Below are 24,621 nucleotides of genomic sequence, written 5' to 3'. Positions count from 1 at the left end.
TTGAGACGTAAATTTATTCTGTTGCTGGAAGTCGGTCTGGTTCTGGCGGGCTTGCTGCTGGGCTTTTCGGCCTGGAAGTTGGACTCGGCCTTGAAGCAGCCGCTGAATCTGTCCCAGGAACAATTACTCGATGTACCGGCCGGCTCGACCCCCACGGGAACCTTCAACCGCCTGGAACAGGACGGTGTGCTCAAGGACGCCTTCTGGTTACGTGTCTACTGGCGCTTCAACCTCGAAGGCCAGCCGCTGCACAGCGGTGAGTACCGCATGCAACCCGGTTTGACCGCCCGGGGCCTGATCGATCTGTGGCAGCGCGCCGAAGTGGTGCAGTACAGCCTGACGCTGGTGGAGGGGTGGAATTTCCGCCAGGTACGCGCCGCGTTGGCCAAGCACGAAAAGATCGAGCAGACCCTGTCTGGCTTGAGTGACCCTGAAGTGATGGAAAAACTCGGTCATCCCGACGAATTCCCTGAAGGGCGGTTCTTCCCGGATACCTACCGTTTTGTGCGGGGCATGACTGACGTCGAGTTCCTGAAAAAAGCCTATGACCGCCTGGATGCCGTGCTCGCCGAGGAGTGGAGCAAGCGCGCGCCAGACCTGCCGTATAAAGAGCCTTACCAGGCGTTGATCATGGCCTCGCTGGTTGAGAAGGAAACCGGTGTGCCGCGAGAACGTGGGCAGATCGCCGGAGTCTTTGTGCGACGCCTGAAAATCGGCATGTTGTTGCAGACAGACCCGACCGTCATCTACGGCATGGGCGAACACTACAATGGCAAGTTGACCCGCGCTCACCTCAGGCAGGCAACGCCCTATAACACTTATGTGAATGCCGGTCTGCCGCCGACGCCGATTGCGATGGTCGGTCGCGAGGCGATTCATGCCGCCTTGAACCCGGTGCCCGGCAGCAGCCTGTATTTTGTGGCACGTGGCGACGGCAGCCATGTGTTCTCGGATAACCTGGGGGCGCATAATGCTGCCGTGCGCGAATTTCAACTCAAGCGCCGCGCCGACTATCGCTCAAGCCCGGGCCCTTCGACGCAGCCTGTGGATGAAGTGCCTGCGTCCCCGGTTGATTCTGTCGATACACCTCAAGATCCGATGCCGCAAAGCCCGCAATGACTCTGATTAAGGACTGCCTGTGACTGGCTTGTTTATTACCCTGGAAGGCCCGGAAGGCGCCGGCAAAAGCACCAACCGCGAATACCTTGCCGAGCGCTTGCGTGCCTCGGGTATCGAAGTGTTGTTGACCCGTGAGCCCGGTGGCACGCCCTTGGCCGAGCGGATTCGCGAGGTGCTGCTGACTCCCGGTGACGAAGTCATGAGTCCGGACGCAGAGCTATTGCTGGTGTTTGCCGCACGTGCCCAACATTTGGCAGAAGTGATTCGTCCGGCCCTGGCCCGTGGCGCGGTGGTGATTTGCGATCGATTCACCGATTCCACCTACGCCTATCAGGGCGCAGGCCGGGGTTTGTCATTAGAACGCATTGCCACGTTGGAGAACTTTGTCCAAGGCCAATTGCGCCCTCATTTGACACTGGTGTTCGACCTGCCGGTAGAGGTCGGATTGGCCCGGGCCAGTGCGCGAGGCCGCCTGGACCGATTCGAGCAGGAAGGCCGGGTATTTTTTGACGCCGTGCGCGGTGCCTATCTCAAGCGTGCCGAAGCCGATCCATCGCGCTATTTCCTGGTGGATGCCGCGCAACCGTTGAGCCAGGTTCAGCAGGCGCTGGATGCCTTGTTGCCGAAACTGTTGGAGCTTTACCGTGGCTGAAGCCTATCCCTGGCAGGACAGCCTGTGGCAGCAACTGGCTGGTCGTACCCAGCATGCCCACGCCTACCTGCTTCACGGGCCGGTGGGCATCGGCAAGCGTGCGTTGGCCGAGCGGCTGATGGCCAGTTTGCTGTGCCAGCAACCGCAAGGTCTGGAGGCATGCGGACAGTGTAAGTCCTGCCTGCTGCTCAAGGCGGGCAGTCACCCGGACAACTACCTGCTGGAACCGGAAGAAGCCGACAAGGCGATCAAGGTCGATCAGGTTCGTGACCTGGTGAGCTTTGTGGTGCAGACCGCGCAGATGGGCGGGCGCAAGGTGGTGCTGATCGAGCCGGTGGAGTCGATGAACATCAACGCGGCCAACGCCTTGCTCAAGAGCTTGGAGGAGCCTTCCGGCGACACCGTGCTGTTGCTGGTCAGTCATCAGTCCAGTCGCTTGCTGCCGACCATTCGCAGCCGTTGCGTGCAGCAGGCCTGTCCGTTGCCGAGCGAGGCCATGAGTCTGCAGTGGCTGGGACAGGCCTTGCCGGAGTGCAGCGAGCAGGAGCGGGTGGAGTTATTGACGCTGGCCGCCGGCTCGCCCCTGGCGGCCGTCAAGTTGCAGGCTCAAGGTGTGCGCGAGCAGCGGGCGCTGGTGGTGGATGGGGTGAAGAAGTTGCTCAAGCAAGAGCAGTCGGCCACGCAATTGGCTGAGGGCTGGAAAGACATTCCGTTGCTGCTGCTGTTCGATTGGTTTTGTGACTGGTCCAGCTTGATCCTGCGTTACCAGTTGACCCAGGACGAAAGCGGCCTGGGCTTGATGGACATGCGCAAAGTCGTGCAATACCTGGCGCAGAAGAGCGCCCAGGACAAGGTCTTGAACATCCAGGACTGGATCCTCGGCCAGCGGCAGAAGGTGCTGAGCAAGGCCAACCTGAATCGGGTGCTGTTGCTTGAGGCATTGCTGGTGCAATGGGTCGGGTTGCTCGGCCGCCGTTAAGATTCTCGGGGCCGACGGCTGTAGCGTTGGCCAGACACTTTCCGTAACGCAAGTTGTAAATTCTTATGCTCGTAGACTCACATTGCCACCTTGATCGCCTTGACCTGAGCCAGCACGGTGGCTCCCTGGATGCCGCCCTCGAGGCTGCCCGTCAGCGCGGCGTGGGACACTTTCTGTGCATCGGTGTCAGTGCCGAAAATGCCGCCGACGTCAAAGCCCTGGCCGAGCGTTACGCTGATGTTGATTGTTCGGTGGGTATCCATCCTCTGGACCTCAAGCCCGGCGAAGCCCCGGCGCTCGATTGGTTGCTGGGCGAGCTCAATCACCCGCGGGTCGTGGCCATCGGCGAAACCGGCCTGGACTACCATTACGAACCGGAGGCTGCCGAGCTGCAGCAGGCCTCGTTCCGCCTGCATCTGCAAGCGGCCCGGCAGACCGGCAAACCAGTGATCGTGCATACCCGCGGGGCGCGTGCCGATACCTTGAGCTTGTTGCGTGAAGCGGCGCTGCCCCAGGCCGGCGTACTGCATTGCTTCACCGAGGATTGGGACATGGCCAAGGCGGCCCTCGACCTGGGGTTCTACATTTCTCTTTCGGGGATCGTCACCTTCCGCAACGCCGATGCCTTGCGTGACGTCGCTCGCCAAGTGCCGGCGGATCGCTTGCTGGTGGAAACGGACTCGCCTTACCTGGCGCCGATCCCTCATCGCGGCAAGCCCAACTTGCCGGAATATGTACGGGATGTGGCGGACTACCTGGCGATGCTGCGGGGTGAGTCGGTCGAGCGTTTTGCCGAGCAGACGACGGCTAACTTCAAGCGTCTGTTCCCGCTGGCTCACGTTTCCTGAGAAACCCACGGCAAAAAAAACCCGGGTTCTGGGGGGGGAATCCGGGCTAAGACCATTAGGAGTAAACAAAGGTACGCAGTCCGTCGGTACCCCTATTGGCGCTTCACTTGGGGGAGATGTCACGCCAACAGTTGAAGTATTGATCAGTATTGCGTTCAGTCCAGCGGCTTTTGCTGGTTTTTTAAACAGATTTGGAATACGCCCGCTTCGCTTGGGTTCTCATGGAATGGTGTACGTCACGAAAGTGAATGTCTTGTTTCTGACCGTTTTCCTTCAAATCGTTGGCGTACTGCAAGTTTAGTGCATGGGTTGTTCATATAGACGTTGCCCAACGACCGTCCAGTCGGGATAATCCCTCGCACCGGGCAAAACGTTCCGCGAGGCATTCTCCAAACGAAGCCGGCGGCGTGCACCCCTTCCCATACTGACCTTTGCAGACCTTTTCTATGCACAAAGAACCCCGTAAGGTCCGTGAGTTTCGCCGCCGTGAGCAGGAAATTCTCGACATCGCACTCAAGTTGTTCCTCGAACAAGGTGAAGACAGCGTTACCGTCGAGATGATTGCGGATGCCGTGGGTATCGGCAAAGGCACCATCTACAAACACTTCAAGTCCAAAGCCGAAATCTATTTGCGCCTGATGCTCGACTACGAGCGGGATTTGAACGAGCTGCTGCACTCGGCCGATGTCGACAAGGACAAGGAAGCCTTGTCCCGGGCTTATTTCGAGTTCCGCATGCGTGATCCGCAGCGCTACCGCTTGTTCGACCGGCTGGAAGAAAAAGTGGTCAAGGGCAATCAGGTCCCGGAAATGGTCGAGGAGTTGCACAAGATCCGTGCCTCGAACTTTGAACGCCTGACCCTGCTGATCAAGGGCCGCATCAGCGAGGGTAAGCTCGAAGACGTGCCACCTTACTTCCACTACTGTGCTGCCTGGGCATTGGTGCATGGCGCCGTTGCGCTGTATCACTCGCCGTTCTGGAGCAACGTGCTGGAAGATCAGGAAGGTTTCTTCCAGTTCCTGATGGATATTGGCGTGCGCATGGGTAATAAGCGCAAGCACAGCAGCGATCAACCGAGCACAGAGACACCCGTCACCTAAGTCATTCGCCAGTCTGATGGCCTGATGATTTAGTGCCGGACGCAGTATCTCAGGAATATACTCAGGCAAGGACCTTGCTAAAATCTGATTTATGAGTCAGGTTTTAGCGCGCCCCCATTTTCCTCTGCCGGAGTGATCCATGATCGTTGATCGTCAAGGCAGGCGTTTTCGCAATTTGCGAATCAGCCTGACTTCAGCCTGCAATTACGCCTGTACTTACTGCGTGCCCAATGGCAAGCGGCTGGTGGCTGCGCAGGACGAACTCTCGGCAGAGGCCATGGCTCGTGGCGTGGCGTACCTGATCGAGGCGGCCGGTATTGATCGCCTGCGGATTACCGGGGGCGAACCGCTGGTCAGCCCCAAGCTTGAAGCCTTCATGGGCGCGGTGGGGCACATGGGCTTGAGTGATATCAGCTTGACCACCAATGGCCAACTGCTGGCGCGTAAACTGCCGTTGTTGGTGGAAGCCGGCATTCGACGGATCAATGTTTCCCTCGACACCCTCGACGCGGACGCCTTTCGCGCCATTGCCCGTGGCGGCGACCTGGCCACGGTCCTTGACGGCATGGACCAGGCGCGGGCAGCCGGGATCAAAATCAAGGTCAACATGGTGCCGTTGCGGGGGCAGAACCTTGATCAAGTGATGCCGCTCCTGGATTATTGCCTGGAACGCGGCTACGAGTTGCGTTTTATCGAGTTGATGCGCATGGGGCATCTGGCCAAGGATTCCAATGCGTTTCTCCAGCAGTTCGTCAGCCTCCAGCAATTGTTGAGCCTGATTGGCGAGCATCACGAATACCTGCAAGCCAACGCGCCGGTGGATGCCACGGCAGTGCGCTACGAAGTGCCAGGCAAAGGCTTCTTTGGCGTGATCGCCAACGAGAGCGTGCCGTTCTGCCGCACCTGCTCGCGACTGCGGCTGTCCTCCACCGGCTGGCTGCATGGCTGCCTGTCGTCGAGCAACCGCCACTACGTCGGCGACCTGCTGGACAAACCCCGCCACCAGGCGCTGCCGGCCTTGCAGGGCCTGCTGATGAAAGCCTTGGGCGACAAGCAGGAAGTCGCCTTCTCCGGCGGTGCAACCGTCATGAAAATCATCGGCGGCTGACTTCTTACTTGCAGCTAGAAACTTGAAGCTTGCAGCTGCTTCTATGGCCCAGAACCTGCATCTCGTACACATTCGCCGGTTTTCCGTCACCGGCTTCTGGAGGATAGGATGCGTAGTCTGGTGTTGTTGCTGGCGTCGTTAGCGCTGGGTGGCTGCATGACCGTCAGTGATATGGCCGAAGGCACTCGCTATCACATGAGTGATGCAGGTTTGTTGGATCACAGCGATACCCGTCGTTCCAACTCGGTCCGCATACAGCCGGACTCGTTTATCTTTATCGCCCAAGGCGCCTTCACGCCACCGGGCAGCGCCTACCCGCGACCTAACGTGGTCGCCGAAGAAGCCTTCAATGGTTTTATCGAATATTTCCCGATGATCCGTCGTGCGCGCGCGCCGCAAGGCCTGGAGCAAGCCATGGCCGAAGCGCGCAGTGTCGGCGCGCATTATTTGTTGTACACCCGCTTTGCCCAAGCCGACGACCGCATCGGGAATGCCGATGAGTGGGCGGATCAGCAGGCCGTGGACCGCCTGGGCATCGACACCGGGGTTATCCAGATCATGCTGATCGAGACCAGCACCCAGTATCTGATTGATACTGCGCGCATTCGCAGTCGTGGTGGTTTACTGACATTCCACGATAATAAACCCGAAGATTTGCTTGGACCGCCACTGCAGCAGTACGCTCGCAGTCTGCTGGGCATGAGCAACCAGTAAATCCAAGGAGCGACGCATGACGGGTTCGATCAAGGCCAATGAGTTGTTGGCGCAGTTGCCCAAGGGCAAGGGACCGGCACCGGTCCATCTGTGGAACCCGGATTTCTGCGGCGATATCGACATGCGCATCGCGCGCGACGGCACTTGGTATTACCTGGGAACGCCTATCGGGCGCAAACCCATGGTCAAGTTGTTCTCCAACATCATTCGCCGCGATGGCGATGATTATTTCCTGATCACGCCGGTGGAGAAGGTTGGGATCAAGGTCGACGATGCGCCCTTTGTCGCGGTGACCCTGGATGTCGAAGGGCAGGGTGAGGCCCAGGTCCTGCGGTTTACCACCAATGTGGACGATCAGGTCGAAGCCGGCCCGGACCATCCGCTGCGAGTCATGATCGACGCGCAAACCCAGGAGCCCGCGCCTTACCTGTTGGTACGTTCTAACCTCGAAGCCTTGGTGCACCGCAACGCTTTCTATCAATTGGTGGAGTTGGCGGTCAGCCGTCAGATCCAGGCGCAGAACTGGCTGGGTGTCTGGAGTAATGGGGTGTTTTTCCCCATCGTCCTGGAACCATGAGATCAGATGTTGTATTTCTCCTGAGATAATTTCCTTGCGGCGGGCCCGGGCTTTCGGTTTCAATTTGTACATGATTAGACATGTCCGATTTGATAAGAAAAAACGCGTCGTCGATGAGCTGATTCGCCGTATCGAAGACGGTGTCATGGCCGACGGTTGCCTGTTGCCGGGTGAGCATCAATTGGCTGAAGAGTTCGGCGTCAGCCGAGGCACCCTCCGTGAAGCCCTGGCCGAACTCAAGCGCCGCCACTACATCGCCACTCAGAGCGGTGTCGGCTCCATCGTGACGTTCGATGGCATGGTGCTCGATCAGCGTAACGGCTGGGCTCAAGCCCTGGCCGACACCGGAGCGCTGGTGATCACTGACATCCTGCGCCTGGAGGCTGTGACCCGTCCGGACCTGCGCAGCCGCTTTGGCAGTGATCAGTTCATCACCCTTGATCGCCGCCGGCGCACCACCGACGGTACTGCCGTGTCCCTGGAGCGCTCGTTGATGCCGGCTGGCGGAGGGCTGGAAAGCTTGCCGCGGGTGGGCCTGATCGATGATTCCCTGACGATTACCCTGGCGGCCTACGGCTACATCGGCGCTGGCGGCGACCAGTGGATCGGGGCCGAACCTTTGAACGAACTCGACGCCGAGCTGCTGGGTCGCCCGGTCGGCACGGTTTTTCTCAAGGCGCTGCGCACCACTTACGATCGTCGCGAGCGCTTCATGGAATACGTCGAAAGTTTGCTCGACCCAGTGCATTTTCGCCTGCACCTGCAATTTGGAGCCTCGAAATGACCCCGCACACTCGCGCCCTTGGTGCGTTCTACGGGTTGGCCTTGGGCGATGCCCTGGGCATGCCCACTCAATCCTTGAGCCGCGAGCAGGTCAAGGCACGCTTTGGCGAAATCACCGCGCTGCAAGATGCGGCCGCCGATCAGCCGATTGCCCCGAATATGCCGGCAGGCTCCATCACCGATGACACCGAGCAGGCGATTCTGGTGGGCCAACTGCTGGTGGATGGCCGGGGCGGGATCGAGCCGACGGTGCTCGCGCAACGGCTGATTGAGTGGGAGGCGATGATGCGCGCCAAAGGCTCCCAGGATCTGTTGGGGCCTTCGACCAAGCGTGCGATCGACATGATCCTCGCGGGCCATACGCCCGAAGAATCCGGGCGGTATGGCACCACCAACGGCGCGGCGATGCGCATCACGCCAGTGGGCATCGCCACGGACGTCAATCACTCCGAGCGCTTTATTCAATCGGTGATCCAGGCCTGTCAGGTGACCCACAACACCACGCTTGGCATTGCCAGCGCCGCGGCGGTTGCCGCAGTGGTTTCGGCCGGGATCAATGGCGAGGACCTGGGACAGGCGCTGAACATCGGCACTCAGGTATCACAACAGGCTGAACAGCATGGGCATTGGGTCGCCGGTGGGCGTATCGCCACCCGCATCAGTTGGGCGCGGACCCTGAGTGTCGGCAGCAGCGACAAAGCGTTGTTTACCGATCTGCTCTACGAACTGATCGGCACGTCCGTCGCCTCCCAGGAGTCGGTGGTGGTGGCCTTCGCGCTCGCACAGCAAGTAGCGGTTGGCGAGATGGACGCGTTCGAAGCCCTGTGCATGGCCGCCAGCCTCGGTGGCGACACCGATACTATTGCAGCGATGCTCGGTGCCATGCTCGGCGCGTGCCTGGGTATGGCGTGCTGGCCAGCGGCGATGATCGAGCAGGTCAAGCAGGTCAATGGCCTGGATTTGCAGCCGCTGGTGGAGGCGTTGTTGGCGTTGCGCTGAGCATCGCCGATGAACTGTGTGAGCGATCAAGCCCACATAGCGGTCGTGTCAGGAAGACCGACCATGGATTCAAACTGCCACAACCAAAAAAACAGGCATCAGGAGCAGCCCATCATGAGTTCGACCACTTCCGGCCAAAGCGCCGGACAACTGGAAACCCGCGGCATCGAGCCGGTCCCGGAAAGTGAGTGCAACGGTCATCCGCTGCAATTGTTCTGGGTTTGGTTCGCCGCCAACATCAGCATCCTCGGCCTGCCTTTGGGGGCAACTCTGGTGGCTTTTCGCGGGTTGGCCATCTGGCAGGCAATTATTGTCGCAATCCTTGGCGCCGCCGGTTCGTTCGCGGTGGTGGGCATCATCTCCATCGCCGGCCGCCGTGGCCGCGCGCCGAGCCTGACGCTGTCCCGGGCGATCTTCGGTGTACGTGGCAATATCGGCCCGACCCTGGTTTCGCTGATGTCGCGCCTGGGCTGGGAAACCGTCAACACCACCACGGCCGCCTTTGTATTGCTGTCGTTGTGCTCGATTCTGTTCAACTCGCCAGTGGCCGCTAAAAGTGCACCGTTGCTGACGTTGCTGTTCATCGGCATCTTTGTGCTGCTGACCCTGGCCGTGTCGGGCCTGGGCCATGCGACGTTGCTGGTGATCCAGAAGTGGGCGACCTATGTGTTTGGCGCGCTGAACATCCTGGTCGGCGGCTTTCTCTGCGCAACCATCGACTGGAGCGCGGTATTCAACGCCACGCCGGCACCGCTCAGTGCCATGATTATCGGCGTCGGCACCATGGCCGCCGGGACCGGTATCGGTTGGGCCAACGCCGGTGCCGACATGTCTCGTTATCAGCATCGCAGCGTCAAGGCCGTGCGGCTGGTGGCATCTGCCGCCTTCGGTGCGGGGATTCCGCTGGTGTTACTGATCACGTTGGGCGGCTTGTTGTCGGTGGGCAATAACGACCTGGCCTCAGCGACTGACCCGATCATTGCGATCCGCGACATGTTGCCGACGTGGATGGCCGTACCGTACCTGATCACTGCGTTTGGCGGACTGCTGCTTTCCAACAACCTGTCGGTGTATTCGGCAGGCCTGACCACCTTGACCCTGGGTTTGAAGGTCAAGCGTGTTCACGCGGTGATTGTCGACATCGTCGCGATCTTCGCCGGCTCGATCTATTTCATGCTGATCGCCGACAGCTTCTACGGCCCGTTTATCACCTTCATTTCCCTGCTGGCCGTGCCGATCACGGCTTGGGTCGGGATCTTCGTGGTCGACCTGATTCATCGTCATTACTACAGCGCCAAGGACCTGCTGGATGTCACACCGAGCAGCGCCTATTGGTATCACGGCGGCATTGAATGGCGCGCCTTTGGCGCCTGGATGCTCGCCATCGTCTTGGGCTTCAGCTTCACCACCATTGGCACCACCGCCGAGAACATTTGGTTCGCCGGGCCCTTGTCCGATTCCTGGCTGGGACATAACGGCCTGGGCTGGATTGTGACCTTCCTGGTCGCCGGTGGGATTTATGCGGTATTGGGTGGCGCGACCGACCGTCGTCCGGCTGTCGTAGAGGGCCACAATGTCTAGACTGATTCACTCAGGCCAGGTGATTGTCGACTTGGTCATGTCCCTCGATACCTTGCCCGCCAGCGGTGGTGACGTCTTGGCCAAATCCGCCAGTTTCGAGGTCGGCGGTGGGTTCAATGTCATGGCCGCCGCTCGGCGTAACGGCTTGCCGGTAGTCTATCTGGGACGCCACGGTAAAGGGCGTTTCGGTGACTTGGCGCGCACGGCGATGCAGGCTGAGGGGATCGAAATGGCGCTGGCTGCCAGTGAGGACAAGGACACCGGTCTGTGTGTGTCCCTGACCGAGGCCACCACCGAACGCACCTTTATTTCCCACCTCGGCGCTGAAGGCGAACTGAGCGCGGAGGACTTGGCCAACGCTGTGCCTCACGCTGACGATTATGTCTACGTCAGTGGTTACAGCTTGTTGCTAGAGGGAAAAGCCCAAGCCTTGCTTGATTGGCTGTTGGCCTTGCCTCGTGAAATACCGGTGGTCTTCGATCCGGGGCCGCTGGTCAAGGCGCCCGACTCATCCGTGATGGCCGCGCTGTTGCCGCGCATTGATATCTGGACCAGCAACGGTCCGGAAGCGCTTGCGTTTACCCAAGCCAAGGACATCGCTGCGGCGCTGATCAGGCTCGACGAACACCTGCCCGCCGAGGTGTTGTTGGTGGTGCGGGACGGGCCGAACGGTTGTTGGGTCAGCCATCACGGCCAGGTAGAGCATGTGCCGGGGTTTAAGGTGCTGGCGGTGGACAGCAACGGTGCCGGTGATGCCCATGCTGGTGTATTTATCGCTGGCCTGGCCAACGGCTTGACCCCGGCTGTCGCTGCACGACGGGCAAATGCCGCCGCTGCTGTGGCAGTCACCCGCTGGGGCCCCGCGACGTCGCCTGGCGCGGCGCAAGTGGATGCGTTGCTGGCAGCGTCTTGAGGCGACAGAACAGGGCTACTCAGAACAGCTGACACGCCTGACTTTCTCGACGGCTACGGCAAAAGGGGGGGCTCGGACGAAGATCTCGCAGGCCCCCCTCGTTCCTACAGTGGCCGCTATTTGCTTTACAGGCCATTTTGCTTCCATGCGGCCTGGTGAAATTCCTCCTGGCCCTTTGCAGCAGGGCCAGGAAGGAAAAAGGTATTACTCGCTTGGCTCGCTTTCCAGCTTGCGGGCTGTCTCGACGCCAGACGCTGTCAGCTTGATCGGCAGATTCAGCGCGTGCTCGCCGGCTTCATTGCAGGTGACGTGACCGTCCTTGATCAACCCGCGTTCCTGAAGCGTGGCCAAGGTGCCGGCCACCACTTTTTCGCCCCGGTAATTATCCAGCACCTCCTTGCCCAAGCCGTTGGGATGAGCGTGCAGCAGGCGGGTGAGCACTTCTTTCTCAAGGTTTTTATCCACGTTCATGCATACCTCTTCAATGGGAGTGGTCGGGTAGCGTTCGCTGGCTAAAAGATCAAGGTTGTTTCGCAGCGCCCGGGAGGTCCTGGTCGTCAGCGTTCGGCATGGCATTTTTGCCCGGACCTATTTTGCCGTTCTCCACGTCCGTATCGAGGCCTTGGCGATTACTGTCGTTGCCTTGGGTCCGTGGGTCGGTGCCATCCTGAATGATGGCGCCACCATTGGTGTCGAGGCCGGTGCCCATGGACTCTTTGGTTTCTTCGGTCGCGGCATTGGGCGGGCTGCCAATCGGGTCGGTCTTGCCGGTGGAATGATCCGAGGCGGCAAAGCTGCTCAGCGAAACGGCAGACAACAGGCCGGTGAGGGCGAGGGCGGTCAATTTGGAACTGATCATGGTGGAGCCTCCATATGATTAAGGTCCTTACCTCATATTGGTCAGCTCACGTTTGCGGTTTGTGCCTAGGTGGCGACGAACGGTTCTAGCTCACCTGTAAGATTTTGTGTGCCGAGACGGGGCACCGGCCCCGGATTTTTCAGGGCGCGCAGACGTAACGGTGCATATAAATCACTGCAGGTGGTCATGAAACAGCCTTAATATGTGTCCTTTCCTTTTGTCCCAAGGCCTGTCCATGACTATCGAGATACGCCCCGCTGTGCCCAGCGATGCTGCGCAGATCCTGACCTTCATTACGGAACTCGCCGACTACGAGAAAGCCCGGCATGAAGTGATTGCCAGCGTGGTGGATATCGAGCGCAGCTTGTTCAGTGAGGGCGCCACTGCCCATGGTTTGATCTGTTTGCGTGAGGGTGTACCGATCGGGTTTGCAGTGTTCTTTTTCAGTTATTCGACGTGGCTGGGCAGCAACTGTCTGTACCTTGAGGACCTGTACATCAACCCCGAGCAACGCGGCGGTGGCGCGGGTAAAAAATTGCTGCGGCATCTGGCGAAAATTGCTTTCGACAACGACTGTGGCCGCTTTGAGTGGAGCGTGCTGGATTGGAACGAGCCGGCCATTGCGTTCTATAAAACCATCGGTGCGCAGCCTCAGGAAGAATGGGTTCGCTACCGGATGGAGGGTGATGCCCTGCGGGAGTTTGCCCAGGGTTGAGTTAGGTAAATGCTTGACGCTTTGGGATGCCAGATTTCCCGTGTCATCGTTAACGACCTTCGCGAGCAAGCTCGCTCCTACAGGGATTGAATGTTTGTTCTCAATATGTGGGATGAATAATTATATATTGAGATGTTTTGCGCTCTAGGTTTATAGTCGTCCGCATCAGCACTCACTACCAAAAAATAAAACAGGTGAAGCGATGCAGGCACAACCGCTGTCATTACCCGCGGTGCCCGAGCCTACCTACGGCGAGCGGCTCAAAGATAAAGTGGTGATCATCACTGGCGCCGCCCAAGGCATTGGCGAGGCTATCGTCGCCTGCTTCCAGGCTCAGCAAGCTTGCCTGGTGATCGCGGATATCCAGGCCGAAAAGCTCGAAAAACTCGCCACACACTGGCGCGAACACGGCGCCCGAATCTACGCGCAGCCAATCGACATTACCTCCAATGACCAGTGGCGCGCCTTGGTCGATGTTGCCCTCGAGCGTTTCGGACGGGTCGATGTGCTGGTCAATTGTGCGGGCGTCAACGTGTTCCGCGACCCGCTGCAAATGAGCGACGAAGACTGGCGCCGATGCTTCGCCGTCGACCTGGACGGCGCCTGGTTCGGCTGCCGTACAGTGTTGCCGCACATGATCGAGCAAGGCATCGGCAACATCATCAATATCGCCTCCACCCACTCCAGCCACATCATCCCCGGCTGCTTCCCCTATCCGGTGGCCAAGCACGGCCTGCTCGGCCTGACACGCGCGCTTGGCATCGAATACGCGCCTAAAGGCATCCGCGTGAATGCCATTGCACCGGGCTATATCGAAACCCAGCTCAACGTTGACTACTGGAACGGTTTCCCCGACCCCCATGCCGAACGCCAGCGCGCGTTTGACCTGCATCCGCCCAAACGCATCGGCCAACCGGTCGAGGTGGCGATGACCGCATTGTTTCTGGCCAGCGATGAAGCGCCGTTTATCAATGCGACCTGCCTGATGATCGATGGCGGGCGCTCGGTGATGTACCACGATTAGAACTTGTCGCTCACGCATAACAACAAGAGGTGCCGTTCATGAAAAAAGGACTCCGCGTTCTCGCTGCCGCCGTCGCGCTAAGCGGCTTAAGCACACTCGCATTCGCCGAAGAAGTGAAGATCGGCTTCCTGGTCAAGCAGGCTGAAGAGCCCTGGTTCCAGACCGAATGGGCGTTCGCCGAAAAAGCCGGCAAGGACCATGGTTTCACCGTGATCAAGATCGCCGTGCCGGATGGCGAGAAAACCCTGTCGGCCATCGACAGCCTGGCCGCCAACGGCGCCAAGGGCTTTGTGATCTGCCCACCGGACGTCGCCCTCGGCCCGGCCATCGTCGCCAAGGCCAAGCGCAATGGCTTGAAAGTCATGGCGGTGGATGACCGTTTCGTCGATGCCAAGGGCAACTTCATGGAAGACGTGCCGTACCTGGGCATGGCCGCCTTCGAAGTCGGCCAGAAGCAGGGCGCCGCGATGGCCGCTGAAGCGAAAAAACGTGGCTGGGACTGGAAAGACACCTACGCGGTGATCAATACCTACAACGAACTCGACACCGGTAAAAAGCGCACCGACGGCTCGATCCAATCCCTGAAAGAAGCGGGCATTCCCGAAGACCATATCCTCACCACGGCCCTCAAAACCCTGGACGTCCCCGGCAGCATGGACGCCACTAACTCGGCCCTGGTCAAGCTGCCCAGCGGCGTGAAGAACCTGATTATTGGCGGGATGAACGACAACACGGTGCTGGGCGGTGTGCGCGCCACCGAAAGTGCCGGGTTTGCCGCCGCCAACGTGATCGGTATCGGCATCAACGGCACCGATGCCATCGGTGAACTGAAGAAGGCCAACAGCGGCTTCTTCGGCTCGATGCTGCCCAGCCCGCACATCGAGGGCTACAACACCGCGAAGATGATGTTCGACTGGGTAACCAAAGGCACCGAGCCGCCGAAGTACACGGCGATGGACGAAGTGACGCTGATCACCCGCGACAATTTCAAGCAGGAACTGGAAAAGATCGGCCTGTGGAAATAAGGCCGTTCGCTTTCCTCGGCGGCCCTGGCCACAGGGCTGCCTGATCGGTGTGATGAGGTGGTTATGCACGTGCAACTGAATGAACAACAACCCATTGCCGGAGCCAGTCTGCGTTTTGACGGCATCGGCAAAACCTTCCCTGGCGTCAAGGCACTGGATGGCATCAGCTTCAGCGCACAGCCAGGCCAGGTGCATGCCTTGATGGGCGAGAACGGCGCGGGCAAGTCGACGCTGCTGAAAATCCTCGGCGGTGCCTATATTCCGAGCAGCGGCACTGTGCAGATCGGTGCGCAGGTCATGGCCTTCAAATGCGCCGCCGACAGCATCGCCTGCGGCGTGGCGGTGATCCACCAGGAACTGCACCTGGTGCCGGAAATGAGCGTCGCCGAAAACCTCTTCCTCGGGCATTTGCCGTCGCGCTTTGGCGTGGTCAATCGTGGGCTGCTGCGTCAGCAGGCGCTGGCGTGCCTGAAGGGCCTGGCCGACGAAATCGACCCACAGGAGAAACTCGGTCGCTTGTCCCTGGGCCAGCGGCAACTGGTGGAAATCGCCAAGGCGCTGTCCCGCGGCGCCCATGTGATTGCCTTCGACGAGCCCACCAGCAGCCTCTCGGCGCGCGAGATTGACCGCTTGATGGCGATCATCGCGCGCTTGCGCGATGAGGGCAAAGTGGTGCTGTACGTTTCCCATCGCATGGAAGAAGTCTTTCGTATCTGCAACGCGGTGACCGTGTTCAAGGACGGTCGCTACGTGCGCACCTTCGACGACATGCAGGCGCTGACCCACGACCAACTGGTCACCTGCATGGTCGGGCGTGACATCCAGGACATCTACGATTACCGCCCGCGTGAACGGGGCGAGGTGGCGCTCAAGGTCGACGGTATAACCGGGCCGGGTCTGCGTGAGCCGGTCAGTTTCGAGGTGCACAAAGGCGAGATCCTCGGGCTGTTCGGGCTGGTGGGCGCGGGGCGTACCGAACTGTTTCGTCTGTTAAGCGGGTTGGAGCGTGCCACGGCCGGCCAGTTGCAACTCTGCGGTGAAAAACTGCAGCTGCGCTCACCGCGCGATGCCATCGCCGCCGGCGTGCTGCTGTGCCCGGAAGATCGCAAGAAGGAAGGCATCATCCCGCTGTCCAGCGTCGCTGAGAACATCAATATCAGTGCCCGTGGCAGCCATTCGGCCTTTGGTTGGCTGTTGCGCGAGGGGTGGGAAAAGACCAACGCCGACCAGCAAATCCAGGCCATGAAAGTCAAGACTCCGAGCGCGGCGCAGAAAATCATGTACCTCTCCGGCGGCAATCAGCAGAAGGCGATTCTGGGTCGCTGGCTGTCGATGCCGATGAAGGTGCTGCTGCTCGACGAGCCGACGCGAGGTATCGATATCGGTGCGAAGGCGGAGATTTACCAGATCATCCATAACCTGGCGGCCAGCGGCATTGCGGTGATCGTGGTGTCCAGCGACTTGATGGAAGTGATGGGTATCTCCGATCGTATCCTGGTGCTGTGTGAAGGCGCGTTGCGCGGCGAAAAAAGCCGCGAACACGCCACTGAATCCAATCTGCTGCAATTGGCTCTGCCGAGCCAACGTGCCGACGGCCTGGCGAACTGAAGAGGTGAATATGACAAGCCAAAACAACGCGTTGCCGACGGCGCGCAAACCCCTGGACCTGCGTAGCCTGCTCGACAACTGGGCAATGCTGATGGCGGCGGCGGGGATCTTTCTGCTCTGCGCCTTGCTCATTGACAACTTCCTGTCTCCGCTGAACATGCGCGGACTGGGCCTGGCGATCTCCACCGTGGGCATCGCGGCCTGCACCATGCTGTATTGCCTGGCTTCGGGGCACTTCGACTTGTCGGTGGGCTCGGTGATCGCCTGTGCCGGGGTGGTGGCGGCGATCGTGATGCGCGATACCGAGAGCGTCATGCTGGGCATCGGCGCAGCATTATTGATGGGACTTGTCGTCGGGCTGATCAACGGCATCGTGATTGCCAAGCTGCGAGTCAACGCCTTGATCACCACCTTGGCGACCATGCAGATCGTGCGCGGCCTGGCTTATATCTTTGCCGACGGCAAAGCGGTCGGGGTATCGCAGGAGCAGTTCTTCGTATTTGGCAACGGCCAGTTGTTCGGCGTGCCGGTGCCCATCCTGATCACCATCGCCTGCTTCGTGTTTTTTGGCTGGTTGCTCAACTACACCACTTACGGTCGCAACACCATGGCCATCGGTGGCAACGCGGAAGCGGCATTGCTGGCTGGGGTCAACGTTGATCGAACCAAGATCATCATCTTCGCCGTACACGGCTTGATCGGCGCGCTGGCCGGGGTGATCCTCGCTTCGCGCATGACCTCCGGCCAACCCATGATCGGCCAGGGCTTCGAACTGACAGTGATATCCGCTTGCGTGCTGGGCGGGGTGTCGCTGAGCGGCGGCATCGGCATGATCCGTCATGTGATTGCCGGGGTATTGATCCTGGCAATCATCGAGAACGCGATGAACCTGAAGAACATCGACACGTTCTACCAGTACGTGATTCGCGGTTCGATCCTGTTGCTGGCGGTGGTGATCGATCGGATGAAACAGCGCTGATTCAGTCATAATGCCGCTGGTTTTCGTCACTCCCTATAGGCCCGATATGCAGGAAAACGCCCACCCTCCCGTCAAAGATGCTGCCCCTACCGGCACGCAGACCTTGCTTCGTGGTCTCGGCGTGGTGCAGGCCGTGGCGGCCGGCGCGCGGGATCTCAAGGAAATTGCCCGGCGCATCGGTACCACCCGCAGCACTACCCACCGCCTGGTCAGTTGCCTGGTGGACGAGCGCTACCTGCGTGTGGTGCCGCAGGTCGGCTACCTGTTGGGGCCGAAGCTGATCGAGCTGGGCTTCCAGGCACGCGAAGAGCTGCCGCTGGTGACGCTGGCGATACCGTATCTGGACGAGCTGTCCGCGCTGACCGGTGACACCATCCACCTGGCGGTCCGCGAATGCGACGACGTGCTGTATCTGCACAAGAACCCCGGCCGCAATGGCCCGGAAATGCGTTCGCGGGTCGGCCATCGCATGCCGCTGGCGCGTACCGGTATCGGCAAGGCCTTGCTGCTGGATGACGCGCAAGAGGAATGGCAGCGCTTGTATCAAGTGAGCCTGCCGGAGGGCGGGAAAAACCTGCAATGGCCGCAGCACCCGGAACAATCCTGGGCGCAATTCGAGCAGCGCATGCGCGACTACGTGACGGGCGGTTATGCATTCGACCTGGAAGACAACGAACCGTCGATCCGCTGTGTCGCGGCCCCGGTGCGCGATGCCAGCCGGCGCATTGTCGCCGGCATCAGCATCGCCAGTACCGTGCCCTATATGCCGCTGGAAAAAATGGCCGAGCTGATACCTGTGATCAAACAGGTCGCGGCAAGGCTGTCAGCGGAACTGGGCGCGAAGGCCTGATCAGGCCTTCAAGGTCGCCATGTCGATCACGAAGCGGTACTTCACATCGCCGGCGATCATGCGGGCGTAGGCTTCGTTGATCTGACGGATGTCGAGCATTTCGATGTCGCAGGTAATCCCGTGCTCGGCGCAGAAATCCAGGACTTCCTGGGTTTCGGCAATGCCGCCGATCAGCGAGCCGGCCAGCACCTTGCGGCCCAGTACCAGCTTGGCCGCATGGACGGGTGGGTCCACTGGTTCAATCAAGCCCACCAGAATATGCACGCCGTCAAAGCGCAGAGTATCGAGGTAGGGGTTGAGGTCGTGTTGTACCGGAATGGTATCCAGCAGGAAGTCGAAATGTCCGGCGGCGGCCTGCATTTGTTCGGCATCGGTGGATACGATCACGTGATCGGCGCCCTGGCGACGACCTTCTTCAGCCTTGCTGGCGGAGCGGGTGAACAGCGTCACTTGTGCACCCATGGCCTTGGCGAACTTGATGCCCATATGACCCAGGCCGCCCATACCGAGAATCCCGACCTTGTCGCCGGCCTTGACGCCGTAGTGCTTGAGCGGCGAGTAGGTGGTGATACCGGCACAGAGAATCGGCGCCGCGCTGGCCGGGTCGAGCTTGGCCGGGATCTTTACCACAAAGTGCTCGCTGACCACGATGCTGTCGGAGTAACCGCCCATGGTGTTGCTACCGTCGACCCGGTCCGGGGTGGCGTAGGTCATGGTCGGGCCTTCGAGGCAATATTGCTCAAGGTCGGATTTGCAGGCTTCACAGTGACGGCATGAGTCAACCATGCAACCGACACCTACCAGATCGCCGACTTTGTGCTCACTGACGCTGGCACCGACTGCAGTCACCTTGCCGACAATCTCGTGACCCGGCATCAGCGGGTACACCGCGATGCCCCATTCGTTACGGGCCTGATGGATATCAGAGTGACAGACGCCGCAGTATAGAATCTCAATCGCCACATCATCGGCACGCGGACTGCGGCGCTCGAAGGACATGGGGGCGAGGGGAGTGGTGGCCGACTGGGCGGCATAACCGATGGCGGTGTACATGCAGAAACCTCGCAAAAGGAATGACTAGGGAGGCGGTGAATTCTCCGCTTCAGGCCAGGCCACGGCCATGGCGATTGCTCCGAGTCTTATGCCTATTCATCCGGGACTGCCCTTAGTTCAGCGTCATCGGGGCCCAGACCTGCGATGATGCTCTCATCCCTTTTTTACGAAGTTTTTGCCATGTTGTTGACCCGTCATCTCGACGCTAACGCCGCGCTGGTTGCGCTGATCGAACCGCTGACACCCTGCGATGGTTTCTCCCCCACGAACCTGCCTGGCGTGCAGGTGTTGCGTGCCAGCTGCGATGTGGCGCGCGGACCGCAGATCTACGAGCCGAGCCTGATGATTGTCGCCCAAGGCAGCAAAGTCGCGTACTTGGGCCCGCGGACCCTGGAATATGGCGCCGGGCACTACCTGATCCAGGCGATGCCCGTGCCCTTTGAGTGCGAGACTTTTGCCTTGCCCAACGCGCCGTTGTTGGGGGTGACGGTGGGGATTGATCGAGTGATGCTGGGGGAGTTGGTAATGGCCATGGGCATCAGGCCGGGTCCTGCGCCGGCCGCGCAGACGTTGGAGTCGATGAGCTCGGTGGTACTGGATGATGCGATGCGCGGCTGTGTCGAGCGATTGTTGCAGTGCCTGCACGATCCGCTGGAGAGCCGGATATTGGGCCCGGCCCGGGTGCGCGAGTTGCTGTTCACCGCTTTGCGCGGGCCCCAGGCGGATGTGTTGCGGGCGCTGGTCGAGCAGCAGGGGCAATTCTCGCGGATCGCCACGTCCTTGAATCACCTGCATGACCATTACGCCGAGCCACTCAATATCGGGACCCTGGCGGGGTACGCCAACATGAGCGCGTCCACCTTTCACGAGCATTTCAAGCGTTGCACGCTGTTGTCGCCGGTGCAGTACCTCAAGCGTCTGCGGCTGCTCAAGGCCCAGCAGTTGCTGCTGGTGGACGGCATGGGCGTGGCACAGGCGGCGCACAACGTGGGCTACCAGAGTACCTCGCAGTTCAGTCGCGAATACAAACGCTACTTTCTGCGTAACCCGGGAGAGGAGCGAGCGGCCTAGTTATCCCAGGCAAATACTCATCCAGATGTGGGAGCGGGCTTGCTCCCACATTTGATCTATGTCGACCAAAAAAAAGGCCCTGATTCGGGCCTTTTTAAGCAGATTTACATATTCGGGTAAGTCGGCCCGCCCGCGCCCTCAGGTGTGACCCAGGTGATGTTCTGCGCAGGGTCCTTGATGTCACAGGTCTTGCAGTGCACGCAGTTCTGGGCGTTGATCTGGAAGCGTTTCTCGCCGTCTTCCTTGGTGATCACTTCATACACGCCAGCCGGGCAGTAGCGTTGTGCCGGTTCATCGTAGAGCGGCAGGTTGGTGCCGATCGGAATGCTTGGGTCCTTGAGCTTCAAGTGGCACGGTTGTTCTTCTTCATGGTTGGTGCCGGAGATGAACACCGAGCTCAGCTTGTCGAAGCTCAGCTTGCCGTCGGGTTTCGGGTAGTCGATTTTCTCGCTGTCCTTGGCCAGCTTGAGGCAGGCGTAGTCCGGCTTGGTGTCGTGCAGGGTAAACGGCATTTTGCCGCCGAGAATGTTCTGGTCGAACCAATTGAAACCAGCACCGACGATCGGACCGAACTTGTGCATCGCCGGGCCGAAGTTACGGGTGGCGAACAGTTCTTCGTAGAGCCAGCTGGCTTTGAAACTGTCGACGTAGGCGGTCAGTTCATCACCCCCTTCAGACTCGGCGAACAGACGATCAGCCACGGCCTCGGCGGCGAGCATGCCGGACTTCATCGCAGTGTGGCTGCCTTTGATCTTGGCGAAGTTCAGGGTGCCGAGGTCGCAACCGATCAGCGCGCCGCCCTTGAAGACCATCTTCGGCAGCGAGTTCAGGCCGCCTTTGCAAATGGCGCGCGCGCCGTAGCTGATGCGCTTGCCACCTTCCAGGTATTGCTTGAGCACCGGGTGATGCTTGAGGCGCTGGAACTCATCGAACGGTGACAGGAAGGTATTGCTGTAGGACAGATCGACGATCAGGCCGACGACCACTTGATTGTTTTCCAGGTGATAAAGGAACGAGCCCCCGGTGTTCTCGCTGCGCATGATGTCCAGCGGCCAGCCGGCGGTGTGCACCACCAGGCCTGGCTGATGTTTGGCCGGATCGATTTCCCAGATTTCCTTGAGGCCGATGCCGTAGTGCTGGGCATCAGCGTCGCTGTCCAGGTTGAAACGCTGGATCAGTTGCTTGCCGATGTGGCCACGGCATCCTTCGGCGAACAACGTGTACTTGCCACGCAGTTCCATGCCTGGGGTGTAGAGGCCTTCTTTAGGCTGGCCTTCACGGTCGACGCCGAGATCGCCGGTGATGATCCCGCGGACCACGCCATTTTCGTCAAACAAGGCTTCCTGGGCAGCGAAGCCCGGGTAGATCTCCACGCCCAGGTTCTCGGCCTGCTGGGCCAGCCAGCGGCACAGGTTGCCCAGGGAAATGATGTAGTTGCCTTCGTTGTGCATGGTCTTGGGCACAAAGAAGTCCGGGACCTTGGTGGAGGCTTCTGCACTGCGCAGCACATAAATGTCATCGCGCACCACCGGGGTGTTGAGCGGAGCGCTGAGCGCTTTCCAGTCCGGGAACAACTCGTTCAGGGCCCGTGGTTCAAACACGGCGCCAGAGAGGATGTGAGCACCGACTTCGGAGCCTTTTTCGACCACGCAGACGCTGATTTCCTTACCGGCTTCGGCGGCCTTCTGCTTCAGGCGGCAGGCGGCAGACAGGCCCGCCGGGCCAGCGCCGACGATGACCACGTCGAATTCCATGTATTCGCGTTCCACAGGCTATCTCCTACTCAAGGCTCTACAGTTTTTTTTCTAATGGGTGGAGGTTCGGTGTTTCATCCATCATTGCCCGCATGAATTTCGTGCAATAGCGCAGGATGGGTCACCTTTCTCTCTAGGTGGCGCATTATATCTACACCACTCTCAGCGTCCAATACAAACGTTTGTTTGAATTGCCTGCAAGCTAGGTAAATCAAAGCAGCGCGGCTTATAACTGACCATTTTGGCGTATTGACCGGAATAGGTGTTCCGGTCAATATACGGTCGGTTTTGCGCTTCCCGTAGGCGGACAGCCGGTTTCAAGGCCACCTCCAAAGGCAAGGCAACGGCCATGCAGAGTGATGCGTACGTCATTGGCGGCACGCAGTTTACACGCAACGAGAATGAATGACTTGTCGGTCACCCCTGACGAACGGTCTTTATTATTGAGTACGTGCAACGTTAGCTGTCATGACTGCCTGCGTTTTTAGAGGTGCCCTTGTGCGCCGTTGAGCATCTACCGCCAGGTTTATCCAGGCGGCTTCCTTTTCACCGGAGAGTAACGAGGAATCCATGAAGGTTCTTGTAGCTGTCAAACGCGTTGTCGATTACAACGTGAAAGTTCGCGTCAAGGCGGACAATTCCGGCGTCGACCTTGCTAACGTCAAGATGTCGATGAACCCGTTCTGCGAAATCGCCGTGGAAGAAGCCGTACGCCTGAAAGAGAAAGGTGTTGCGACTGAAATCGTCGTCGTTTCCATCGGTCCGACCACTGCCCAGGAGCAGTTGCGTACCGCCCTGGCGTTGGGTGCCGATCGCGCCGTTCTGGTCGAATCCGCTGAAGAGCTGACCTCGCTGGCCGTTGCCAAGCTGTTGAAAGCCGTTGTCGACAAGGAACAGCCTCAGTTGGTGATCCTCGGCAAGCAGGCCATCGATAGCGACAACAACCAGACGGGCCAGATGTTGGCCGCACTGACCGGTTACGGTCAGGGCACCTTCGCTTCCAAAGTGGAAGTCAGCGGCGACAGTGTTGCCGTGACCCGCGAAATCGACGGCGGTGCGCAGACGGTTTCCTTGAAGCTGCCGGCCATCGTCACCACCGACCTGCGTTTGAACGAGCCGCGCTACGCGTCCCTGCCAAACATCATGAAAGCCAAGAAGAAGCCTCTCGAAGTGCTGACTCCGGATGCTTTGGGCGTTTCCACCGCCTCCACCAACAAGACCGTCAAAGTCGAAGCGCCGGCAGCACGCAGCGCCGGTATCAAGGTCAAGTCGGTGGCTGAACTGGTCGAGAAACTGAAAAACGAAGCGAAGGTGATCTGATCATGACTATCCTCGTAATCGCCGAACACGATAACAAAGTGCTGGCCCCGGCCACCCTGAATACCGTGGCCGCTGCCGCCAAAATCGGTGGCGACATCCACGTGCTGGTTGCAGGCCAGGGCGCTGGCGCCGTGGCTGAAGCCGCTGCAAAAGTCGCTGGCGTGAGCAAAGTACTGCTGGCCGACAACGCCGCTTACGCTCACCAGTTGCCGGAAAATGTCGCGCCACTGGTTGCAGAACTTGGCGCCGGCTACAGCCACATCCTGGCTGCCGCGACCTCCAACGGCAAAAATATCCTGCCGCGCGTCGCTGCGCAGTTGGACGTTGATCAGATCTCCGAGATCGTTTCGGTCGAAAGCGCCGACACCTTCAAGCGTCCGATCTATGCCGGTAACGCTATCGCTACCGTCCAGTCCAACGCCTCGGTCAAGGTCATCACCGTGCGTGCCACCGGTTTCGACCCGGTTGCAGCTGAAGGTGGTTCGGCCGTCGTTGAAGCGGTCGCTGCTGCCCACGACGCGGGTACTTCCAGCTTCGTTGGCGAAGAGCTGGCCAAGTCCGATCGCCCTGAGCTGACTGCGGCGAAGATCGTCGTTTCCGGTGGCCGTGGCATGCAGAACGGTGACAACTTCAAACACCTGTACGCCCTGGCCGACAAGCTGGGCGCCGCGGTCGGTGCTTCCCGCGCTGCCGTCGACGCAGGGTTCGTACCCAACGACATGCAGGTCGGCCAGACCGGCAAGATCGTTGCCCCACAGCTGTACATCGCCGTCGGTATCTCCGGTGCGATCCAGCACTTGGCCGGTATGAAAGACTCCAAAGTGATCGTTGCGATCAACAAGGACGAAGAAGCGCCGATCTTCCAGGTCGCCGATTACGGTCTGGTGGCGGATTTGTTCGAAGCCGTACCTGAGCTGGAGAAGCTGGTCTAATCCAGCCGCTTCACTTATAAAGAGCCCGGTCCTTGACCGGGCTTTTTTTATGCTGCCA

General features: G+C 59.7%; 25 protein-coding genes. 21 read left to right on the top strand and 4 right to left on the bottom strand.

Features of this window, described 5'->3' with window-relative positions; all coding sequences use genetic code 11:
• The 12 genes from mltG (at window position 1) to BLU75_RS15390 (ending at window position 11,373) form a co-directional block, all read left to right on the top strand.
• Window positions 1-1,119: an endolytic transglycosylase MltG gene (gene mltG, locus BLU75_RS15445; RefSeq protein ID WP_084381271.1), complete on the top strand. Its 1,119-nt coding sequence runs from the start codon at window positions 1-3 to the stop codon at window positions 1,117-1,119.
• Between the two features lie 19 nt (window positions 1,120-1,138).
• A complete protein-coding gene (gene tmk / locus BLU75_RS15440; RefSeq protein WP_084381227.1) occupies window positions 1,139-1,771 on the top strand; it encodes a dTMP kinase in 633 nt (210 codons plus the stop codon).
• Window positions 1,764-2,750 (top strand): DNA polymerase III subunit delta', encoded by a 987-nt coding sequence (locus BLU75_RS15435; RefSeq protein WP_084381226.1) that lies wholly within the window; start codon window positions 1,764-1,766, stop codon window positions 2,748-2,750. Before tmk ends, BLU75_RS15435 begins: the two co-directional genes overlap by 8 nt.
• Window positions 2,751-2,815: 65 nt before the next feature.
• Window positions 2,816-3,598 carry a TatD family hydrolase gene (locus BLU75_RS15430; protein WP_084381225.1) on the top strand — a complete coding sequence of 261 codons (783 nt, stop codon included), beginning with the start codon at window positions 2,816-2,818 and terminating at the stop codon, window positions 3,596-3,598.
• 446 nt (window positions 3,599-4,044) lie between these two features.
• On the top strand, window positions 4,045-4,698 hold the full coding sequence (locus tag BLU75_RS15425; RefSeq protein WP_084381224.1) for a TetR/AcrR family transcriptional regulator: 654 nt from the start codon (window positions 4,045-4,047) through the stop codon (window positions 4,696-4,698).
• A gap of 139 nt (window positions 4,699-4,837) precedes the next feature.
• Window positions 4,838-5,806 carry a GTP 3',8-cyclase MoaA gene (locus BLU75_RS15420; RefSeq protein WP_084381223.1) on the top strand — a complete coding sequence of 323 codons (969 nt, stop codon included), beginning with the start codon at window positions 4,838-4,840 and terminating at the stop codon, window positions 5,804-5,806.
• 108 nt (window positions 5,807-5,914) lie between these two features.
• Window positions 5,915-6,520, top strand: a complete 606-nt coding sequence (locus BLU75_RS15415; protein WP_084381222.1) for a DUF4823 domain-containing protein — start codon at window positions 5,915-5,917, stop codon at window positions 6,518-6,520.
• A 16-nt stretch (window positions 6,521-6,536) separates the two neighbouring features.
• Window positions 6,537-7,097, top strand: a complete 561-nt coding sequence (locus tag BLU75_RS15410) for a DUF1285 domain-containing protein (RefSeq protein ID WP_084381221.1) — start codon at window positions 6,537-6,539, stop codon at window positions 7,095-7,097.
• 70 nt (window positions 7,098-7,167) lie between these two features.
• Window positions 7,168-7,881 carry a GntR family transcriptional regulator gene (locus BLU75_RS15405; RefSeq protein WP_084381270.1) on the top strand — a complete coding sequence of 238 codons (714 nt, stop codon included), beginning with the start codon at window positions 7,168-7,170 and terminating at the stop codon, window positions 7,879-7,881.
• The gene (locus BLU75_RS15400; RefSeq protein ID WP_084381220.1) at window positions 7,878-8,879 is read left to right on the top strand and encodes an ADP-ribosylglycohydrolase family protein; all 1,002 of its coding nucleotides are present in this window, start codon (window positions 7,878-7,880) and stop codon (window positions 8,877-8,879) included. Before BLU75_RS15405 ends, BLU75_RS15400 begins: the two co-directional genes overlap by 4 nt.
• 114 nt (window positions 8,880-8,993) lie before the next feature.
• Window positions 8,994-10,460: a purine-cytosine permease family protein gene (locus BLU75_RS15395; protein WP_084381269.1), complete on the top strand. Its 1,467-nt coding sequence runs from the start codon at window positions 8,994-8,996 to the stop codon at window positions 10,458-10,460.
• Complete coding sequence (locus tag BLU75_RS15390) at window positions 10,453-11,373, top strand: PfkB family carbohydrate kinase (RefSeq protein ID WP_084381219.1); 921 nt, start codon at window positions 10,453-10,455, stop codon at window positions 11,371-11,373. Before BLU75_RS15395 ends, BLU75_RS15390 begins: the two co-directional genes overlap by 8 nt.
• A gap of 204 nt (window positions 11,374-11,577) precedes the next feature.
• Here the strand turns inward: BLU75_RS15390 and BLU75_RS15385 are convergent, their stop codons facing one another.
• Both BLU75_RS15385 and BLU75_RS15380 read right to left on the bottom strand, forming a co-directional pair.
• The gene (locus tag BLU75_RS15385; RefSeq protein ID WP_084381218.1) at window positions 11,578-11,844 is read right to left on the bottom strand and encodes a hypothetical protein; all 267 of its coding nucleotides are present in this window, start codon (window positions 11,842-11,844) and stop codon (window positions 11,578-11,580) included.
• Window positions 11,845-11,893: 49 nt separating this feature from the next.
• Window positions 11,894-12,232 carry a hypothetical protein gene (locus BLU75_RS15380; RefSeq protein WP_084381217.1) on the bottom strand — a complete coding sequence of 113 codons (339 nt, stop codon included), beginning with the start codon at window positions 12,230-12,232 and terminating at the stop codon, window positions 11,894-11,896.
• Window positions 12,233-12,467: 235 nt separating this feature from the next.
• Between BLU75_RS15380 and BLU75_RS15375 the strand changes: the two genes are divergently transcribed.
• The 6 genes from BLU75_RS15375 to BLU75_RS15350 all read left to right on the top strand — a co-directional run bounded on the left by BLU75_RS15375 (window position 12,468) and on the right by BLU75_RS15350 (window position 18,433).
• Window positions 12,468-12,947, top strand: coding sequence for a GNAT family N-acetyltransferase (locus BLU75_RS15375; protein ID WP_084381268.1), 480 nt, complete (start codon window positions 12,468-12,470; stop codon window positions 12,945-12,947).
• A gap of 202 nt (window positions 12,948-13,149) precedes the next feature.
• Complete coding sequence (locus BLU75_RS15370) at window positions 13,150-13,971, top strand: SDR family oxidoreductase (protein WP_084381216.1); 822 nt, start codon at window positions 13,150-13,152, stop codon at window positions 13,969-13,971.
• A gap of 38 nt (window positions 13,972-14,009) precedes the next feature.
• Entirely contained in the window at window positions 14,010-14,996 is a 987-nt protein-coding gene (locus BLU75_RS15365; protein ID WP_090221497.1) for a substrate-binding domain-containing protein, read from the top strand.
• 63 nt (window positions 14,997-15,059) lie between these two features.
• Complete coding sequence (araG, locus tag BLU75_RS15360) at window positions 15,060-16,604, top strand: L-arabinose ABC transporter ATP-binding protein AraG (RefSeq protein WP_090221496.1); 1,545 nt, start codon at window positions 15,060-15,062, stop codon at window positions 16,602-16,604.
• Window positions 16,605-16,614: 10 nt separating this feature from the next.
• Window positions 16,615-17,583 carry an L-arabinose ABC transporter permease AraH gene (gene araH / locus BLU75_RS15355; RefSeq protein ID WP_090221460.1) on the top strand — a complete coding sequence of 323 codons (969 nt, stop codon included), beginning with the start codon at window positions 16,615-16,617 and terminating at the stop codon, window positions 17,581-17,583.
• A 46-nt stretch (window positions 17,584-17,629) separates the two neighbouring features.
• Window positions 17,630-18,433, top strand: coding sequence for an IclR family transcriptional regulator (locus BLU75_RS15350; protein ID WP_084381951.1), 804 nt, complete (start codon window positions 17,630-17,632; stop codon window positions 18,431-18,433).
• On the opposite strand, the gene BLU75_RS15345 is transcribed toward BLU75_RS15350, so the two are convergent.
• Window positions 18,434-19,486, bottom strand: a complete 1,053-nt coding sequence (locus tag BLU75_RS15345; RefSeq protein WP_084381950.1) for an NAD(P)-dependent alcohol dehydrogenase — start codon at window positions 19,484-19,486, stop codon at window positions 18,434-18,436.
• Window positions 19,487-19,666: 180 nt separating this feature from the next.
• Between BLU75_RS15345 and BLU75_RS15340 the strand changes: the two genes are divergently transcribed.
• Complete coding sequence (locus BLU75_RS15340; RefSeq protein WP_084381949.1) at window positions 19,667-20,557, top strand: AraC family transcriptional regulator; 891 nt, start codon at window positions 19,667-19,669, stop codon at window positions 20,555-20,557.
• Between the two features lie 104 nt (window positions 20,558-20,661).
• Here the strand turns inward: BLU75_RS15340 and BLU75_RS15335 are convergent, their stop codons facing one another.
• Window positions 20,662-22,326 carry an electron transfer flavoprotein-ubiquinone oxidoreductase gene (locus tag BLU75_RS15335; RefSeq protein ID WP_090221495.1) on the bottom strand — a complete coding sequence of 555 codons (1,665 nt, stop codon included), beginning with the start codon at window positions 22,324-22,326 and terminating at the stop codon, window positions 20,662-20,664.
• A gap of 555 nt (window positions 22,327-22,881) precedes the next feature.
• Here BLU75_RS15335 and BLU75_RS15330 point away from each other — a divergent pair.
• Together BLU75_RS15330 and BLU75_RS15325 are read left to right on the top strand one after the other, a co-directional pair.
• Window positions 22,882-23,631 (top strand): electron transfer flavoprotein subunit beta/FixA family protein, encoded by a 750-nt coding sequence (locus BLU75_RS15330; protein ID WP_084378987.1) that lies wholly within the window; start codon window positions 22,882-22,884, stop codon window positions 23,629-23,631.
• Between the two features lie 2 nt (window positions 23,632-23,633).
• Window positions 23,634-24,563, top strand: coding sequence for an electron transfer flavoprotein subunit alpha/FixB family protein (locus BLU75_RS15325; protein ID WP_084378986.1), 930 nt, complete (start codon window positions 23,634-23,636; stop codon window positions 24,561-24,563).
• Window positions 24,564-24,621 lie beyond the last annotated feature (58 nt).

Origin of the sequence: Pseudomonas mucidolens, assembly GCF_900106045.1 — a bacterium.
Lineage (GTDB): Bacteria > Pseudomonadota > Gammaproteobacteria > Pseudomonadales > Pseudomonadaceae > Aquipseudomonas > Aquipseudomonas mucidolens.
The sequence above is the reverse complement of the archived record's forward strand: the minus strand, read 5'-3'. Positions and strand labels throughout refer to the sequence as shown.